The organism is Marinobacter sp. ES-1 (assembly GCF_000475255.1).
Classification (GTDB): domain Bacteria; phylum Pseudomonadota; class Gammaproteobacteria; order Pseudomonadales; family Oleiphilaceae; genus Marinobacter; species Marinobacter vinifirmus.
In genome coordinates, this window is sequence record NZ_AXBV01000032.1 from 63,542 (window position 1) to 79,258 (window position 15,717).

Here is a 15,717-nt window from a genome sequence, read left to right on the forward strand (position 1 = left end):
TGTCAGGGCGGTTGCACATGCCCTGTCAGCCACCATAATGAAAACAGGGGCCAGCGATAAGACCCCGCTCGGCATCAGGGAAACAGCATGACAGCAAAAGTCCGCGAACCGGAAGATCAGGACGAGCTTCTCCATTACCGCCTAAGCCTTCGGCTGGGGCCGGTACACGCCCGCCAGCGCCTGGGCATCGAGCAGGAATCCGAAGCCCTGGTTCTGGGCCGCGACAAGCGATCATTTCACCTGGAAAACCTCGCCAATGCGCCGGGTTTCATCCGTTTTTGCCTGCAGTCGGTCGGTCTGTTTAACCGGGCCCAGAGCAACAGCCGCAAACTGCGAACCGCCCACAACAGCTTCGTGCTGCCAGACCTGCCCGAGGCCTTTGAAGGTTTCAGGATACTGCACCTGACCGACCTGCACGTGGATATGGACGAGCAGAACCTGCAAGCCGTCATCCGCCAGATTGAACCACTGGACTACGACCTGTGCGTACTGACCGGCGATTATCGCCAGCGCACCTGGGGCCCGGTAGAGGCCGCCCTGGCGGGCATGGAAAAGCTCCGGGAGGCGATCCGGGGAGACACCTACGCGGTGCTGGGCAACCACGACAGCGTGCGCATGGTTCCGGCACTGGAAGACATGGGCTACCGGTTGCTGATGAATGAAATGGTGCCACTGGAACGGGAACAGGCCAGGATTTACCTGGCCGGAGTAGACGACGCCCATTACTACAAAGTGCACAACCTGCACCGGGCCGGCGACGACATTCCCGCAGGCGGTATCAGCCTGCTGCTCAGCCACACGCCTGAAATCTGGCGCGAAGCGGCCCACGCGGGCTATGACATGTTTTTATGCGGCCACACCCACGGGGGGCAGATCTGCCTGCCCGGCGGCATTCCGGTCACCCTCGACTCCGACTGTCCCCGCAGGCTCGGCAAGGGCTCCTGGCAGGTGAACGGTATGCAGGGGTATACCTCGCCGGGGGCGGGAACCTCGGTGCTGAATGTGCGGCTGAACTGCCCGCCGGAAGTGACCCTGCATACCCTCACCCGGGGCCCGGCCTGAGGCCCTCAGTGAGGCTGCTTGCGGATACCCAGCCGGAACAGCAGCGGCGACACCACCACGTTGGCAATGGCAAACAGCACAGCCACCACAACCGCCTGCCATAACGCCAGCGGCAACCAGTACCAGGCCATCAGCATGGGCAACAGGGCTTCCGGCAGCTGATCCAGCCACAGGGCGCGGGAACTGGACACCAGCCCTGCGCGGCGCTTGATAAAACTGCTGAGCAAATCCCCCAGCAACGACAGGAAGCCGAACAGCGCACCGAAAATCCATCCCAGCCCCAGCCAGGCCGCGAATAACAGACAGGACAGCACACCGGAGGCCAGCCCGCGCCAGGTTTTGCTGTGGCCAAACACCGGCCGGCCGTCACGCCATAGCCGGTCACCATCTACCGGCCAGTCCCAGCGATTGTGCAACAGCCGGGCCACCACCACCGGAGAACCGTTGGCCAGAACCAGCATGACAAACAACTCCAGCGACAACAGCACGGGCTACCTCCGGCGGGACTGGCTCAGGCGAGCCCTCCACGGGTCAGCTTGAGCGGATCCATCAGTTCTTCCAAACGCTGACGGCTCAGGCCACTGCGTTCTTCCGCCACATCAATCACCGGCCGGCCTGTGCGATAGGCTTCCTTGGCAATGTCCGCCGCCAGCGCATAGCCGATCTCCGGGTTCAGGGCCGTCACCAGCACCGGGTTGCGCCCCACACCGGCATTCAGGTTATCGGCATTGACCGTAAAGCCCTGAATGGCCTTGTCGGCCAGCATGGTTGTGGCATTGGCCAGCAGGCCGGTCATATCCAGCAGGTTGGCGCCCACCAGCGGCAGCATCACGTTCAGCTGGAAATTGCCGGACTGGCCGGCCATGGCCACGGCGTTATCCAGCCCCATCACCTGGGCTCCGACCATGGCCACCGATTCCGGAATGACCGGGTTCACCTTGCCGGGCATGATACTGCTGCCCGGCTGCAGCGCCGGCAAGCTGATCTCTGATAAGCCATGAATGGGGCCGCTGTTCATCCAGCGCAGATCGTTGGCGATCTTGGTCAGTACCACCGCAAGCCCCCTGAGCTGGGCCGACAGTGCCACCGGCGCGTCCACCGCACTCTGGGCTACGAACTTGTGGTTGAGGGATCGAAAACTGTAGCCACTGTTTATTTTCAGGAACTTGATGAACTGCCCGGCAAACTCGGAAGCGGCATTTACCCCGGTGCCTACCGCCGTTCCACCCTGGGGCAGGTCTGCCAGCTCGTCCATCGACGCTTCAAGCCGTTTTTCAACTGCTGCCAGCTGCTCCCGCCAGGTTTTCAGTTCCTGGCCGAGGGTAACGGGCATGGCATCCATCAGGTGGGTTCTGCCGGTTTTCACCTGCCCTGCCAGCTCACCCTCGCGCTGGTAAATCACCCCGCGAAGGTGCGAGATGGCTGGCAACAACTTGTTCTTTACCGCCAGCACCGAGCTGATGTGAATGGCCGTGGGGATCACATCGTTCGAGCTCTGGCTCATGTTCACGTGATCGTTCGGGTTTACATCCACCCCTTGTTGCCGGGCGATAGCGGCCACCACCTCGTTCACGTTCATATTGGTACTGGTGCCAGACCCGGTCTGGTAGCGGTCAACCGGAAACTGGTCGGCAAACTCGCCCATGCTCAGCCGACCGCAGGCCTGCACAATGGCGTCCCGACAGGGCGCATCCAGCAAGCCCAGGGAAGCATTAGCCTGGGCGGCAGACCATTTCACCAGCACCACCGCCTTGATGAAATCGGCCGGCATGGGCTGGCCGCTGACCGGAAAGTTGTCGATGGCCCTTTGAGTCTGGGCGCCCCAGAGGGCCTCTGCGGGTACTGCCACTTCGCCCAGACTGTCCTGTTCGGTTCTGTAGTCGGTCACTTGATCTCCCTGCTCCGTTGCTCTTGCGTCCGACCAGTATAAAGCTAACCGGCCACCGGAATCACAATGCGACCTCGGATCTTGCCATCCATCAGCCGGCCAGCGGCGTCGATGGCATCATCAAAGGCCACTTCGGTGATCATGCTGTCCAGCAGTTCCGGAGACAGATCCTCGGCCAGGCGCTTCCAGGCATACACCCGGTCCGATTTCGGGGCCATCACACTGTCGATGCCACACAGGGTCACGCCACGCAGGATGAACGGCGCCACGGTTGCCGGAAAATCCATGCCGGCTGCCAGGCCACACGCGGCCACTACCCCGTGATACTTCATGCCCGCACACACATTGGCCAGTACCTGGCCGCCGGCCACATCCACAGCACCTGCCCAGGTTTCCCGGGCCAGCGGTTTGCCCGGCTCACTCAATTCGGCCCGGTCCAGAATCTGTTTGGCGCCCAGGGATTTCAGGTAAGCTTCCTCTTCCGGCCTGCCCGTTACCGCAGTCACCGAGTAGCCCAGCTTGGCCAGAATGGCCACCGCCACGCTGCCAACACCACCTGTAGCACCGGTTACCAGGATGTCGCCGGATTCTGGATTAACGCCGTGTTTCTCCAGAGCGATGACACACAGCATGGCGGTGTAACCCGCGGTGCCGATGGCCATGGCCTGGCGGGCCGTGAACGGCGCCTGCAGCGGGATCAGCCAGTCACCCGAAAGCCGGGCTTTCTGGGCCAGGCCGCCCCAGTGTTTCTCACCCACTCCCCAGCCATTGAGCACCACTTCGTCTCCGGCCTTGAAGTCGGGGTTGGACGATTCAGTCACCACACCAGCAAGGTCAATGCCCGGAACCATCGGATAGGTCTTGGCGATGGGCGCACGGCCGGTGATAGCCAAGCCGTCCTTGTAGTTCAGGGTGCTGTACGCCACATCCACGGTCACATCGCCTTCCGGCAACTGCGCTTCATCGACGGATTTGAGAGAGACCTGCTGGTCACCCCGACTGCCTTCAATCAGGATTGCTTTGAACATTCGGATTCAGCCCTCCAGGGGTTAATGACATCTGTTGAACCGGGTATACCAGAAATACCGGGCCGCGGAAAACCGCGGCCCGGAAATGAGGAGCAATCAGAAGAACCCGAGAGGGTTGGTGTCGTAGCTGGTCAACATACACTTGGTCTGCTGATAGTGTTCCAGCGCCATCTTGTGGGTCTCGCGGCCAACACCGGACTTCTTGTAACCACCGAAGGCCGCGTGGGCAGGGTATGCGTGGTAGCAGTTCATCCAGACCCGACCGGCCTGGATATTGCGGCCCATGCGGTACGCAAGATTGGTGTCGCGGGTCCACACGCCGGCACCCAGACCAAACTCGGTGTCGTTGGCGATGGCCAGGGCTTCTTCCTCGGTTTTGAAGGTGGTGACCCCCACCACCGGGCCGAAGATTTCTTCCTGGAACACCCGCATCTTGTTGTCGCCCTTGAACAGGGTCGGCTGGATGTAGAAACCGTTGTTGAACTCGCCTTCCAGGTGCTCGCGGTCACCACCGGTCAGCACAACCGCGCCTTCCTGACGACCAATTTCCATGTACGACATGATTTTGTCGAACTGTTCCTTGGACGCCTGAGCACCAACCTGAACGTCGGTATCCAACGGGTTGCCACGCTTGATGGCCTTGGTGCGCTCAACCACTTTCTGCATGAACTCTTCGAACATATCTTCCTGAACCAGCGCCCGTGACGGGCAGGTGCAGACTTCGCCCTGGTTGAAGAACGCCAGAACCAGGCCTTCCACGCACTTGTCGACAAACTCAGGCTCAGCCTTCATCACGTCGGAGAAGTAGATATTCGGGGACTTGCCACCCAGCTCAACCGTGGACGGAATAATGTTTTCGGCTGCACACTTGAGGATGTGCGAGCCCACCGGGGTGGAGCCGGTGAAGGCAATCTTGGCAATACGCTTGCTGGTAGCCAGGGCCTGGCCGGCTTCCGGGCCATAGCCATTGACGATGTTAAGCACGCCCGGCGGCAGCAGGTCGCCGATGATTTCCATCAGCACCAGGATGCTGGCCGGGGTCTGCTCGGCGGGTTTAAGCACGGTGCAGTTACCGGCGGCCAGGCAGGGGCCCAGCTTCCAGGCCGCCATCAGCAGCGGGAAGTTCCAGGGGATGATCTGGCCGACCACGCCCAGCGGCTCGTGGAAATGGTACGCCACGGTGTTGTGGTCAATCTCGCCCATGTGACCTTCCTGGGCACGGATACAGCCGGCGAAATAACGGAAGTGGTCAGCCGCCAGCGGGATGTCGGCATTCAATGTTTCACGAACGGCCTTACCGTTGTCCCAGGTCTCCGCCACCGCCAGCTTTTCGAGATTGGCCTCGATACGATCGGCAATTTTCAGCAGGATGTTGGAACGCTCTGTAGGGGATGTTTTGCCCCAGGCCGGTGCGGCCTTGTGGGCGGCGTCCAGAGCCAGGTCGATATCCTCGGCAGTCGAACGGGGTACTTCACAGAACACAGCGCCGGTGACCGGGGTGATGTTGTCGAAGTACTGGCCTTTTACAGGCGCCACCCACTCGCCGCCAATGTAGTTTTCGTAGCGGGATTTGAAGGAAACAACGGAGCCTTCTTGTCCGGGTTGTGCATAGATCATGACTTCTGCCTCTTTGTTGTGATTGTCGCAGGGCAACGCAGCCTTTTGCGTTAACACAACAAAGGTAGACCCAATCCGGAAGGTTTGTAGGCAGACGCAGCAAGAATCGGCTAAGCCAATGGTCGTATGGTCAGTCCAGCTGATCCAGTTCCGCCAGGCAATCCTCCAGAAACGCCGCAGGATCCGCCATCACCGCCTCATCCGCCACAACGCCAAACTGCACCTGCCCGGCATAGCTGACAATGCTCACACCCAGGCCGATATTCCCGGCCTGGGGCACCCAGAACATCTGCTCGGTAATGGGGCAACCGGCCAGGTAACGGGTTTCCGGAGTGCCCGGTACGTTGGAAACCACGGCCGAGGCCTTGCGAAAGAATAGATCGGCCAGGGGTTTGCGGCCGATGTCTGGCAGCAGGGAGGCACAGGCAGTCAGGCCCCAGGCCAGGCCCGGTTGCCAGCTCTTCTTGAGTTTGCGGGTTTCATGCTTGATGCGGAACAACCGCTCCAGGGCGCTTTCGCCATCTACCGGCAGTGGCACAAACACGGTACCGAAGCAGTTGCCGGGCTCGCCGGCTTCGGGCTTGATGCCTTCGGGCAAGCGGGTGCGGATGTCTACCGGCACGGCGGCGTGCATCACCGCATCGTCCAGCTGTTCCGGTGTCATGCCCAGCCGCGGGCGTACCGCTGCAGCCACGCAGGCCAGCAGCACATCGTTGATGGTGGTGCGGGTTTGGTGGGCAATGGCGCGAAAGCGCTCCAGCGGCACCGGAGCCGACCACCGGCAATTGCGCTGGCCGGCCAGCGGTTGCTTGAGATCAGACGGGGAATCTTCTTCCTCGGCCAGGAATTCGCTCAGCTCATGCACCAGTCGCGCCCCGTTCTGTACGGTGCGGGCCGCAAGGGTTTGCTCCAGGCCGGTCTCCGGCTTTTCTGCATCAGTCTGTGTGGTGGCGCCGTAGCGGGCAAGCTGTGAGCCCAGCCATTGCTGGGCGGTTTCCAGCCAGCGCCCTACCCGGGGCTGCTCCGGGGCGCCGTATACCGCCGGGTATTGCCGGGGCGAGGCCGGGCACAACTGGTCGAAAATACTCAAAAGCGACAAACCATCGGCATAGCAATGGTGCAATCGCAGCAGCAGGGCAGCGCCGCCTTCGGCGTTAGGGGCCAGCCAGAATTTCCAGGCCGGGCGATAAAGCGGCAGGGGCTCATTCAGTCGGGCAGACACCCAGTCCTGCAGCTGGTGCTGGTCAAACCGGTCCAGCGCCACATCCAGGTGGTGCGCCACATTAAAGGTAGCGTCTGGCTGCCAGTACCAGGCCGGGGCTTTCCACACCGGGCGGCAACCAAAGCGTTCCCAGGCCGACCAGTAAACCTCAAGAAACTCCCGGAAACGGCCGGCGGTCAGCCCGTCCACCCGGAGCATGATGGTGATAGTCATGGGGTTGTCCGGCCGTTCCAAAGCCAGCCAGGCCGAATCCGAAGGCAGCATGAGATGCGAGTGCTCTTGGTTCAAACCTGAAGGTCCCCGGTCAGTAAACTGGTGAAAAGCCAATCCAGCATTGTGCCAGAGTCGTTCATCCGGCTCCATCGTGTGGATACCGCGCACAGGCTTACAAAAAGTTACACGCGATTAACTGTTCGCTTCTATACTCGCTACATGGCTTGATGCAATGGTTATAAACTGAACGACGCAAAGCCTGATTGGCCCCGAATCACCAAAAATCCGGGCACTGGTGCCACTACACCCGCACGCCGATCGGGGTACAAAAGCTAAACCGGCTATCCAATTCCAAACAAAGCCTGAAGCTGTGACGGGGGGAGATGAACAATGAAAGCCAGTCATGTTCGCAAGCTGATCAAACCCATCGAAAACGCCTATTCGGAAATGTTTTCCGGCCGGGTATTCCGGGTTGGCAAGGGCGCTGTGTCTGTGCGGAACCACAGCGGCGCGGCAGAACAGACCGTGATCGGCGTACACGGCTTTCTGGAAAACCACTGCTACTTCACCCAGGCCTACGACGCCCCCACAACCGAACTGATCCTGCTCACTTGCAGCAACTACCACATACCGGTGAATGGCGTAACGCCTGAAACTCCGGACTGGGAAGTGCCCATCAAACACCTTGAAGGCACCATCGAATACGATGCCTGCATCCTGAACCAGGCCCTTCAGAACCTGCCCACCACCCGCAACATCCGGGTGCACGGCCATTCCCGGGGTGGCGCGGTTATTCTGGAAGCCATACGCCAGTGGCCGGAACTCTATGAAGACGCGGAAGTCGTGCTGGAAGCCCCGGTACTGCCCCAGGGTAAACTGCACGCCCTGGTCACCACGCTTCTGGAACCGGTCAGCCACGGTATGTGGCCCTGGTTGATCCGCCTGATCAACAGTGCCCCGCAGTCGGCCTATGGCCAGACCTTCTTCGGCAAGATGAACCCGCGCAAGCGCCAGCTTCTGGGCAAACTGTTCTACGCCACCAAGGATCACCTCACCATTGTTCGCAACATCGAGAACATCATGGAGTGGATGGCCCGAACAGACAGCTCCGTGTACCAGCACGTACGCCACGGCACCTTCCTGATTCCCGGCACCGACCGCATTCTGGACCGCACCGCCATGCTGGCCAGCGCCCGCACCAGCCCCACCACCATGCGGATTGTTGAAACCGGGGCACCCAGCCACTTCATCACCCTGGACAGCAAGGAATGGGTACCGGGCTTTGAAACCCTGCCTGCCGCCGCACAAGGCTGAATTCCTGGCCCCGATTCCGGGTGCACCGGCTGCGGGGCTCCGTTAAACTGCGCGGTTTCAGGTTCAGTGTGATGGAGTCCCGGCATGTATCGTGAGCGCCTGGTCGCAACGGAAGTGCAGTCAGAAAACGCCCACAGGCTCAAGCGCCTGTTGCTTGAGTACCACGACTTCCGGCAACTGAAAGCTGCCAGCCCGCTGCTGGACGACACCCGCCGGATTGCCGACTGGCAGGCCGAGCGCCTGAAAACTACCCACCAGGACCTGTACCGCCACCCCGGCTATCACACCGGCCTGGAATTCCTGCTGACCGACCTCTACGCCCCGGCCGGCATGACCCGCCGCGATGACAACATCGACCGTGTATTCCCGAAAATGGTGAAGTGGCTGCCCGACCACCTGCTGGCCACCTTTGCCGGCCTGGTCGAATTGAACCTGCTGACCCAGAGCCTGGACCTGGAACTGGCCGAATGGTTTGACCGGCAAGGCCTGGATACCGGCTCGATCACCGCCGCAGCCTGGTGCGAAGGCTACCGGGCCAGCGGGCAACTTCCGGCACGGCACCGGCAGCTGGAACTGGTGTCCGATACCGGCCAGCAGCTCGACCGCTATGTACGCAACCGCACACTGGGCTGGCTGCTGTCGATGACCCGGGGACCGGCGGAAATGGCGGAACTGGGCGATTTGCACAGCTTTTTGCACCGGGGTTACAGCGCTTTCCGGAAAATGGACAAGGTAGATCTGTTGATCGAGCGGCTTATCAGCCGGGAAAGGCAGGTAATGGAGAACATACTGAAAGGCCACCCGGAGCCGTTTACGCTGCCGGGCGACCTGTAGCGATCAGGCCTGGATGATCTGGTCCAGCTGGGAATGAATTTCCTGCTCGATGCGGGATTTGAACGGTCGCAGCATCATGCCCAGTTCAAGGCGGATATGCAGGTCGCTCTCGGCAATGTCCAGCTGGCCTTTCACGCCGCTGCGCTTGAATTTAAGCAGGTCGCCTTCCCACTGATAGTTAACGTCGAACTGCCGGGACAAGTCCTTGGCCAGGGTTTCGGCGGCCTCTCGGGCATGGGCCTTGTCCAGGGAATGGGCGCGATGGATATCGATAACAGACATGAATCAGTTTTCTCGGTGATTTGGAAACGGTTTTACAGTGTAAGCCGGCAATAAACTTGTAGCCAACCCCTCAAAGGTTAGAATACCAACCTTAGATTCTGACAGGACGAACACCCATGAGCGAGCAGCAAGCACCGGGCACTCCCGGCAACGGCCAGGACGACGTCACCCATTTCGGGTTCCGCGATGTACCGAAGAGCCAGAAAGCCAGCCAGGTAGCCCAGGTTTTCCATAGCGTGGCCGGCAAATACGACCTCATGAACGACCTGATGTCGATGGGCATCCACCGCCTGTGGAAGCGCTTCACCATCGAGCTCAGCGGTGTTCGCCCCGGCCACCAGGTACTCGACATTGCCGGTGGCACCGGCGACCTGACCATGAAATTCTCAGACCTGGTAGGCCCGTCCGGCAAAGTAGTGCTGGCCGATATCAACGCCTCTATGCTGCAGGTAGGCCGCAGTCGCCTGACCGACCGGGGCTATGCCGGCAACATCGAATACGTCCAGGCCGATGCCGAACACCTGCCGTTCCCGGACAACAATTTCCAGGCGGTTTCCATTGCCTTCGGCCTGCGTAACGTCACCGACAAAGACCAGGCCCTGCGCGACATGGCCCGGGTACTGAAGCCCGGCGGCAAGCTGATGGTGCTGGAATTCTCCAAGCCCACCAACCCGCTGCTGAGCAAGGCCTACGACACCTACTCCTTCACGGCCCTGCCCCTGATGGGCCAGCTGATTGCCGGTGACAGCGAGAGCTACAAGTACCTGGCCGAGTCCATCCGCATGCACCCGGACCAGGACACCCTGAAGGGCATGATGGAAAACGCCGGCCTGGTGAACTGCAAGTACTACAACATGACCGGCGGCATCGTGGCCCTGCACGTGGGAATCAAGCCCTGATGTTTCCCGGCCCTACCCTGCTGTCTGCCATCAGCGCCATTATTGAAGCCGCGCTGAACCGGGCCCTGGAGCTGGATCCTGCCGGCCACAAGGCCCTGATGCAGGCACTGGCAGGGCCGGTTCAGTTCAGCCTGACCGCGCCGGTGGCCATGAGCTGGACCCTGGAACCCGTGGCCGACAGAGTACAGGTACGCAGCCAGCCGGCAGACGACCCTGCACTGGAGATCAGCGGCCGGCCGGTTGCCTTCGCCGCCCTGGCGCTGGGTGATGACCGGGTCTTTGCCGACGAGCGCCTGCAAGTACAGGGCGACACTGCCCTGGCCCACCAGTTCCAGCGGGCCCTGAACCAGCTGCAGCCCGACTGGGAAGCCGCCATGGCCCGGCACATCGGCGATGTGCCCGCGCACTTTCTGGGCCAGCGCATCAGGAATGCCGCGAAATGGAGCCGGCAGGCGGTCAGCACCATGAACGCCAACGTGGAGGAATACATCCACGAAGAAAGCCGCACCCTGCCCGGCCGGCGCGAACTGGAAGCCACCTTTCAGGACATCGACGAGCTGAACCTGCGCACCGAGCGGCTGGAAGCTCGCCTGAACCAGCTGGCAGTACCCGGTAGCATTAACGATACGGAGACCCTGTGACCCGCCTGCAACGCCTGTTCCGAATTGCCTGGGTATTCTGCCGCTACCGGCTGGACACGTTTCTGCCCCTGTCGGAACTGCCCACGCCCCTGAAGGTCTTTTTCCTGCTGGCGCCCTGGCACCTGTTTCCGCAACCGAAGCTGAGCCGCGGCGACCGCCTGCGCCTGGCGCTGGAAGAGCTGGGGCCGGTATTCGTCAAGTTCGGCCAGATTCTCTCCACCCGCCGGGACCTGTTGCCCGATGACATGGCCGAATCCCTGAAACAGCTGCAAGACCGGGTGCCGCCCTTCCCCAGCGACCAGGCCCGGGGCATTATCGAGAAATCCCTGGGCGCACCGGTGTCAGAACTGTTTGCGGAATTCAGCCCGGACCCGATGGCCTCGGCCTCGGTAGCCCAGGTGCACGCCGCCACCCTGCCCAATGGCCAGAAGGTGGTGGTAAAAGTGCTGCGCCCCGGCATCGAAAGGGTTATCCGCCAGGACCTGGGCCTGATGTACCTGATGGCCGGGCTGCTGGAAAAGTACTGGTCTGAAGGCAAGCGCCTGCACCCGGTGGATGTGGTGGCCGACTACGATGCCACCATCCACGACGAACTGGACCTGCAGCGCGAAGCCGCCAACGCCAGCCAGCTGCGCCGCAACTTCGAAAACTCCAAGCTGATTTACATCCCTTTCATCGACTGGGATTACACCAGCAAGTCCGTACTGGTGATGGAGCGCATCCACGGCATTCCCATTGCCGATGTGGATACCCTGAGAAACGCCGGCGTGAACATGAAAGTTCTGGCTGAGAAAGGCGTCGAGATCTTTTTCACCCAGGTGTTCCGGGACAGTTTCTTTCACGCCGACATGCACCCGGGCAATATCTTTGTGGACATCTCCAACCCGGCAGACCCGAAATACATTGCTATAGATTTCGGCATTGTCGGCACCCTGGCCCCGGACGATCAAAGCTACCTGGCCCGCAACCTGCTGGCGTTCTTCCGCCGGGATTACCGCCAGGTGGCGCAGTTGCACATCCAGTCCGGCTGGGTACCGCCGGATACCCGGGTGAACGAATTCGAAGCCGCCATCCGTACTGTGTGTGAGCCTATTTTCGAGCGGCCACTGAAAGACATCTCCTTCGGCCACTTCCTGTTGCGCCTGTTCCAGACCGCGCGCCGCTTCAACATGGAAGTGCAGCCGCAGCTGGTGCTGCTGCAGAAAACCCTGCTGAACGTGGAGGGCCTGGGCCGCCAGCTGTATCCGGAACTGGATCTGTGGAGCACTGCCCAGCCGTTCCTTGAGGACTGGATGCGCAAACGCATCGGCCCGGCCGGGCTGGTCAAGTCACTGCAAACGCACCTGCCGTCCTGGCTGGAGCAGTCTCCGGAGATGCCGCAACTGGTGCACGATGCCCTGTTACAGCTGCGCGGCAGCGGCCCGACCGAAGAGCAGAACCGGGCAACACTGGAGCTGATGAAGCAACAGCAACTGCGCAGTGAACGGCGCTGGCGCCGGGGCTTTATCGCCGCCGTACTGGCCGTGATTGCCGTGGGCAGCAGCCATCCGCAAGCACAGCAACTGGTGACCGACATGCCGGTGTGGAGCTGGGCATTGCTTGCCGCAGCCGCAGGCGTCATGCTCCGGGGTAGCCGGTGAACACAAAGATTTTCAGGATTCACACAAATGCAAGATTCCCCCGATAACGTCTTACAGCCTGGCTGGCTGGACGACATCAAATGGACAGACGACGGCCTGATACCGGCCATCGCCCAGGACGCCGGCAACGGCGACATCCTGATGATGGCCTGGATGAACCGGGAGTCCCTGGCATTGACCGTTCAGGAAGGCCAGGCGGTGTACTGGTCCCGTTCCCGCGGCAAACTCTGGCGCAAAGGCGAAAGCTCCGGGCACCAGCAGGTGCTCAGGGATATCCGCCTGGACTGTGATGCCGATGTAATCCTGCTGAAAGTGGAACAAAAAGGTGGCATTGCCTGCCATACTGGCCGGCGCAGCTGTTTTTACCGGACCCTGAAAGATGGCCAGTGGGTAAGTGCCGAACCGGTACTGAAAGACCCGAACGCCATCTACGGCAGCAACTGAGGAGCAGACACCGTGAGCGATGTACTGGAGCGCCTGGCGCATGTACTGGAAGCCCGAAAAGAGGCAGACCCGAACACCTCCTATGTGGCCAGCCTGCATGCCAAGGGCCTGAACAAGATTCTGGAGAAGGTTGGCGAGGAGTGCACGGAAACCCTGCTGGCCGCCAAGGATGCCGAACATTCCGGACAAACCCGGGATGTGGTATACGAGACGGCAGACCTGTGGTTCCACAGCATGGTCATGCTGTCGAGCCTGGGCCTGGGCCCGCAGGATATCCTGGATGAGCTGGCCAACCGGTTCGACCTCTCCGGCCTGGAAGAAAAAGCGTCACGGCAATCCTGAGGGAGTACCCCTAACGGGGATTTCCGCCTGAGGTAATCGTTGGCGTACAATGTCACGTAACAGAAACAATTGAACGAGGAACCCTCATGGGTATCAGTATCTGGCAACTTCTTATCGTACTCGGCATCGTTATCCTGTTGTTCGGAACCAAGAAACTGCGCAATATCGGCTCCGATCTCGGCGGTGCTATTCGTGGCTTCAAGAAGTCCATGAGCGACGAAGAAGAAAAGAAGCAGGCTGACCAGGATAACCTGGAGGGCCAGCAAGCCGAACAGGCCCAGGCCGAAGAAAAGCCCAAGGAAAAGCAGAGCTGAGCAACCACTGAATGTTCGATATCGGCTTCATTGAGCTGCTGATCTGCGGCATTATTGCCCTGCTGGTGCTGGGCCCTGAACGGCTGCCCGGCGCTGCACGGGCGGCTGGCCGCTGGATTGGCGGCGCCCGGCGCATGGTTGGCCAGTTCACCTCGGAGCTGGACCGCGAGCTGAAAGCCGAAGAGTTGCGCAAGGAGCTGAAAAAAGCCGGCGATGTCGGCCTGGATGATGTGCAGAAGACGGTCAAAGGCGCCCTGGATGAGGCCAAGAAGTACGAGCACATGATCCTGGACGACGGCTCCAGGAAAACCCGCCCGGCTCCCGCTACCCGCCGGGTTAACAAGCCGGAGGAAAGCAGCCCGGATTCGGCGACAGCCCCGGCGGATCAGGGAAACACCACATCCAGCGCCGACGCCGAGCCCGGCCCATCGACTGAGAGTTCACCGGATCATCGTTCATGAATGCCAAGCCAGACGGCAATCAAGCGTCTTCTGAACAACAGGAGATGCCCCTGATCGAGCATTTGCTCGAGCTGCGTAACCGATTACTGAAAATGGTGCTGGCAGTGATTATCTGCTTCGCCGTTATCTACCCATTTGCCAACGATCTCTACCTGCTGTTGTCCCAGCCCCTGAGGGAGTTGTTGCCGGTGGGCCAGATGATGATCGCCACCGACATCACCTCGCCGTTCTTTGCGCCCCTGAAACTGGCCCTGGTGCTGGCAGTGTTTGCCGCCATCCCGGTCATCCTGTACCAGCTCTGGAGTTTTGTGGCGCCGGGCCTGTACGCCCATGAAAAGCGGCTGGCATTCCCGCTGCTGTTCACCTCGGTCATCCTGTTCTATGCCGGTGCCGCCTTCGCCTACTTCGTGGTGTTTCCGCTGGTGTTCGGTTTCTTTACCGCCATCGGCCCGGAAGGCATCGTGGAACTGCCGGACATCACCAGCTACCTGAACTTCGTGCTGAAGATGTTTTTCGCCTTTGGTGTGGCGTTCGAGATTCCCATTGCTACCGTACTGTTGATCCTCACCGGCGCCACCACGCCGCAGGATCTCGCGGCCAAGCGTCCCTACGTGGTCGTCGGCTGCTTCATCATCGGCATGCTGCTGACCCCGCCAGACATCATTTCCCAGACTCTGCTGGCGGTGCCTATGTGGATTCTGTTCGAGTTTGGCATCATCTTTGGCCGCCTGGCCTATCGCGAGCGTGAACAGGCCGCCGAAGACGAACCGGAAGCCTGATGAACCTGGCCCTGCTGCTGGACGAAGACTTCGTCAGCCCGGACCGTGCCCGGCTTCAGGGTCGCCGGCTGCAACACCTGAAAACCGTACTCAAGGCCAGTGCCGGCGACCGCATTCCGGTGGGCCGGGTCAACGGCCTGATGGGGTACGGTGAAGTCCTCAAGCTGAACGACTCCGAAGCGGAACTGCAGCTAACGCTGGACACCCCGCCACCGGCCGCCCTGCCGCTGACCCTGATCCTTGCCATGCCACGCCCCAAGATGTTCCGCCGGGTACTGCAAACCTGCGCCTCTCTGGGCGTGAAAGATATCTGGCTGATCAACAGCTACAAGGTGGAAAAGAGCTTCTGGCAAACGCCCTGGTTGTCAGACGACAACCTGAGGGAAAACCTCACACTGGGCCTGGAACAGTCAAAGGACACGGTGATGCCACAGGTGCATATCCGCAAACTGTTCAAACCCTTCGTGGAAGACGAATTACCGGCATTGCTGGAAGGAAAACGGGCACTGGTCGCCCACCCCGGCATGGCAGCCCCCTGCCCCACCCACCTGAACGAACCCGCCGCCCTGTGCATCGGCCCGGAAGGCGGCTTCACCGACTACGAAGTGGGTAAACTCGAAGAAGCCGGCTGCCAGAGCGTGCACCTCGGCCCCCGTATCCTGCGGGTAGAAACCGCTGTACCGGTGCTGGTCAGCCGGTTGTTTGACGCCTGCCTGTGAACTGGCAGGCGTGAGAAG

Annotated in this window: 18 protein-coding genes; 12 read left to right on the forward strand and 6 right to left on the reverse strand. The window is 60.9% G+C overall.

Annotated elements, in window-relative coordinates:
• Positions 1-87: 87 nt before the first annotated feature.
• The gene (locus Q668_RS04045; protein WP_022988325.1) at positions 88-1,062 is read left to right on the forward strand and encodes a metallophosphoesterase; all 975 of its coding nucleotides are present in this window, start codon (positions 88-90) and stop codon (positions 1,060-1,062) included.
• Between the two features lie 5 nt (positions 1,063-1,067).
• Here the strand turns inward: Q668_RS04045 and Q668_RS04050 are convergent, their stop codons facing one another.
• The 5 genes from Q668_RS04050 to Q668_RS04070 form a co-directional block, all read right to left on the reverse strand.
• The gene (locus tag Q668_RS04050; RefSeq protein ID WP_022988326.1) at positions 1,068-1,550 is read right to left on the reverse strand and encodes a CDP-archaeol synthase; all 483 of its coding nucleotides are present in this window, start codon (positions 1,548-1,550) and stop codon (positions 1,068-1,070) included.
• 23 nt (positions 1,551-1,573) lie between these two features.
• On the reverse strand, positions 1,574-2,950 hold the full coding sequence (locus tag Q668_RS04055; protein ID WP_022988327.1) for a class II fumarate hydratase: 1,377 nt from the start codon (positions 2,948-2,950) through the stop codon (positions 1,574-1,576).
• Positions 2,951-2,994: 44 nt separating this feature from the next.
• Positions 2,995-3,978 (reverse strand): MDR family oxidoreductase, encoded by a 984-nt coding sequence (locus Q668_RS04060; RefSeq protein ID WP_022988328.1) that lies wholly within the window; start codon positions 3,976-3,978, stop codon positions 2,995-2,997.
• Positions 3,979-4,074: 96 nt separating this feature from the next.
• Entirely contained in the window at positions 4,075-5,595 is a 1,521-nt protein-coding gene (locus Q668_RS04065) for an aldehyde dehydrogenase family protein (protein ID WP_022988329.1), read from the reverse strand.
• Positions 5,596-5,725: 130 nt separating this feature from the next.
• On the reverse strand, positions 5,726-7,081 hold the full coding sequence (locus tag Q668_RS04070) for a WS/DGAT domain-containing protein (protein WP_022988330.1): 1,356 nt from the start codon (positions 7,079-7,081) through the stop codon (positions 5,726-5,728).
• A 339-nt stretch (positions 7,082-7,420) separates the two neighbouring features.
• Here Q668_RS04070 and Q668_RS04075 point away from each other — a divergent pair, with 339 nt between their 5' ends.
• Both Q668_RS04075 and Q668_RS04080 read left to right on the forward strand, forming a co-directional pair.
• A complete protein-coding gene (locus Q668_RS04075; protein ID WP_022988331.1) occupies positions 7,421-8,344 on the forward strand; it encodes a hypothetical protein in 924 nt (307 codons plus the stop codon).
• 84 nt (positions 8,345-8,428) lie between these two features.
• Positions 8,429-9,178: an FFLEELY motif protein gene (locus tag Q668_RS04080; RefSeq protein ID WP_022988332.1), complete on the forward strand. Its 750-nt coding sequence runs from the start codon at positions 8,429-8,431 to the stop codon at positions 9,176-9,178.
• Between the two features lie 3 nt (positions 9,179-9,181).
• Here Q668_RS04080 and Q668_RS04085 read toward each other — a convergent pair whose 3' ends face one another.
• Positions 9,182-9,460: a polyhydroxyalkanoic acid system family protein gene (locus tag Q668_RS04085; protein WP_022988333.1), complete on the reverse strand. Its 279-nt coding sequence runs from the start codon at positions 9,458-9,460 to the stop codon at positions 9,182-9,184.
• 116 nt (positions 9,461-9,576) lie between these two features.
• Here Q668_RS04085 and ubiE point away from each other — a divergent pair, with 116 nt between their 5' ends.
• From ubiE to Q668_RS04130, 9 genes are all read left to right on the forward strand, one after another.
• Positions 9,577-10,359 carry a bifunctional demethylmenaquinone methyltransferase/2-methoxy-6-polyprenyl-1,4-benzoquinol methylase UbiE gene (gene ubiE, locus Q668_RS04090; RefSeq protein WP_022988334.1) on the forward strand — a complete coding sequence of 261 codons (783 nt, stop codon included), beginning with the start codon at positions 9,577-9,579 and terminating at the stop codon, positions 10,357-10,359.
• Entirely contained in the window at positions 10,359-11,000 is a 642-nt protein-coding gene (locus tag Q668_RS04095) for an SCP2 domain-containing protein (protein WP_022988335.1), read from the forward strand. Before ubiE ends, Q668_RS04095 begins: the two co-directional genes overlap by 1 nt.
• Entirely contained in the window at positions 10,997-12,640 is a 1,644-nt protein-coding gene (gene ubiB, locus Q668_RS04100; protein ID WP_022988336.1) for a ubiquinone biosynthesis regulatory protein kinase UbiB, read from the forward strand. Before Q668_RS04095 ends, ubiB begins: the two co-directional genes overlap by 4 nt.
• Before the next feature lie 27 nt (positions 12,641-12,667).
• Positions 12,668-13,084, forward strand: coding sequence for a phosphoribosyl-AMP cyclohydrolase (gene hisI / locus Q668_RS04105; RefSeq protein ID WP_022988337.1), 417 nt, complete (start codon positions 12,668-12,670; stop codon positions 13,082-13,084).
• A 12-nt stretch (positions 13,085-13,096) separates the two neighbouring features.
• Positions 13,097-13,426 carry a phosphoribosyl-ATP diphosphatase gene (locus Q668_RS04110; protein ID WP_022988338.1) on the forward strand — a complete coding sequence of 110 codons (330 nt, stop codon included), beginning with the start codon at positions 13,097-13,099 and terminating at the stop codon, positions 13,424-13,426.
• Positions 13,427-13,512: 86 nt separating this feature from the next.
• Complete coding sequence (gene tatA / locus Q668_RS04115; protein ID WP_022988339.1) at positions 13,513-13,740, forward strand: Sec-independent protein translocase subunit TatA; 228 nt, start codon at positions 13,513-13,515, stop codon at positions 13,738-13,740.
• 11 nt (positions 13,741-13,751) lie between these two features.
• Entirely contained in the window at positions 13,752-14,201 is a 450-nt protein-coding gene (tatB, locus tag Q668_RS04120; protein ID WP_022988340.1) for a Sec-independent protein translocase protein TatB, read from the forward strand.
• Positions 14,198-14,980, forward strand: a complete 783-nt coding sequence (gene tatC / locus Q668_RS04125; RefSeq protein ID WP_022988341.1) for a twin-arginine translocase subunit TatC — start codon at positions 14,198-14,200, stop codon at positions 14,978-14,980. The genes tatB and tatC overlap by 4 nt, the downstream gene beginning before the upstream one ends.
• The gene (locus Q668_RS04130) at positions 14,980-15,699 is read left to right on the forward strand and encodes a 16S rRNA (uracil(1498)-N(3))-methyltransferase (RefSeq protein ID WP_022988342.1); all 720 of its coding nucleotides are present in this window, start codon (positions 14,980-14,982) and stop codon (positions 15,697-15,699) included. The genes tatC and Q668_RS04130 overlap by 1 nt, the downstream gene beginning before the upstream one ends.
• The last annotated feature ends 18 nt before the right edge of the window (positions 15,700-15,717 follow it).

Excerpts from the sequence above, each read along its gene's own strand:
- Q668_RS04045 (WP_022988325.1), top strand. The coding sequence starts at position 88 with ATGACAGCAAAAGTCCGCGAACCGGAAGATCAGGACGAGCTTCTCCAT.
- Q668_RS04060 (WP_022988328.1), bottom strand. The coding sequence starts at position 3,978 with ATGTTCAAAGCAATCCTGATTGAAGGCAGTCGGGGTGACCAGCAGGTC.
- Q668_RS04065 (WP_022988329.1), bottom strand. The coding sequence starts at position 5,595 with ATGATCTATGCACAACCCGGACAAGAAGGCTCCGTTGTTTCCTTCAAA.
- Q668_RS04070 (WP_022988330.1), bottom strand. The coding sequence starts at position 7,081 with ATGCTGCCTTCGGATTCGGCCTGGCTGGCTTTGGAACGGCCGGACAAC.
- Q668_RS04075 (WP_022988331.1), top strand. The coding sequence starts at position 7,421 with ATGAAAGCCAGTCATGTTCGCAAGCTGATCAAACCCATCGAAAACGCC.
- Q668_RS04080 (WP_022988332.1), top strand. The coding sequence starts at position 8,429 with ATGTATCGTGAGCGCCTGGTCGCAACGGAAGTGCAGTCAGAAAACGCC.
- Q668_RS04085 (WP_022988333.1), bottom strand. The coding sequence starts at position 9,460 with ATGTCTGTTATCGATATCCATCGCGCCCATTCCCTGGACAAGGCCCAT.
- ubiE (WP_022988334.1), top strand. The coding sequence starts at position 9,577 with ATGAGCGAGCAGCAAGCACCGGGCACTCCCGGCAACGGCCAGGACGAC.
- Q668_RS04095 (WP_022988335.1), top strand. The coding sequence starts at position 10,359 with ATGTTTCCCGGCCCTACCCTGCTGTCTGCCATCAGCGCCATTATTGAA.
- hisI (WP_022988337.1), top strand. The coding sequence starts at position 12,668 with ATGCAAGATTCCCCCGATAACGTCTTACAGCCTGGCTGGCTGGACGAC.
- tatA (WP_022988339.1), top strand. The coding sequence starts at position 13,513 with ATGGGTATCAGTATCTGGCAACTTCTTATCGTACTCGGCATCGTTATC.
- tatB (WP_022988340.1), top strand. The coding sequence starts at position 13,752 with ATGTTCGATATCGGCTTCATTGAGCTGCTGATCTGCGGCATTATTGCC.
- tatC (WP_022988341.1), top strand. The coding sequence starts at position 14,198 with ATGAATGCCAAGCCAGACGGCAATCAAGCGTCTTCTGAACAACAGGAG.
- Q668_RS04130 (WP_022988342.1), top strand. The coding sequence starts at position 14,980 with ATGAACCTGGCCCTGCTGCTGGACGAAGACTTCGTCAGCCCGGACCGT.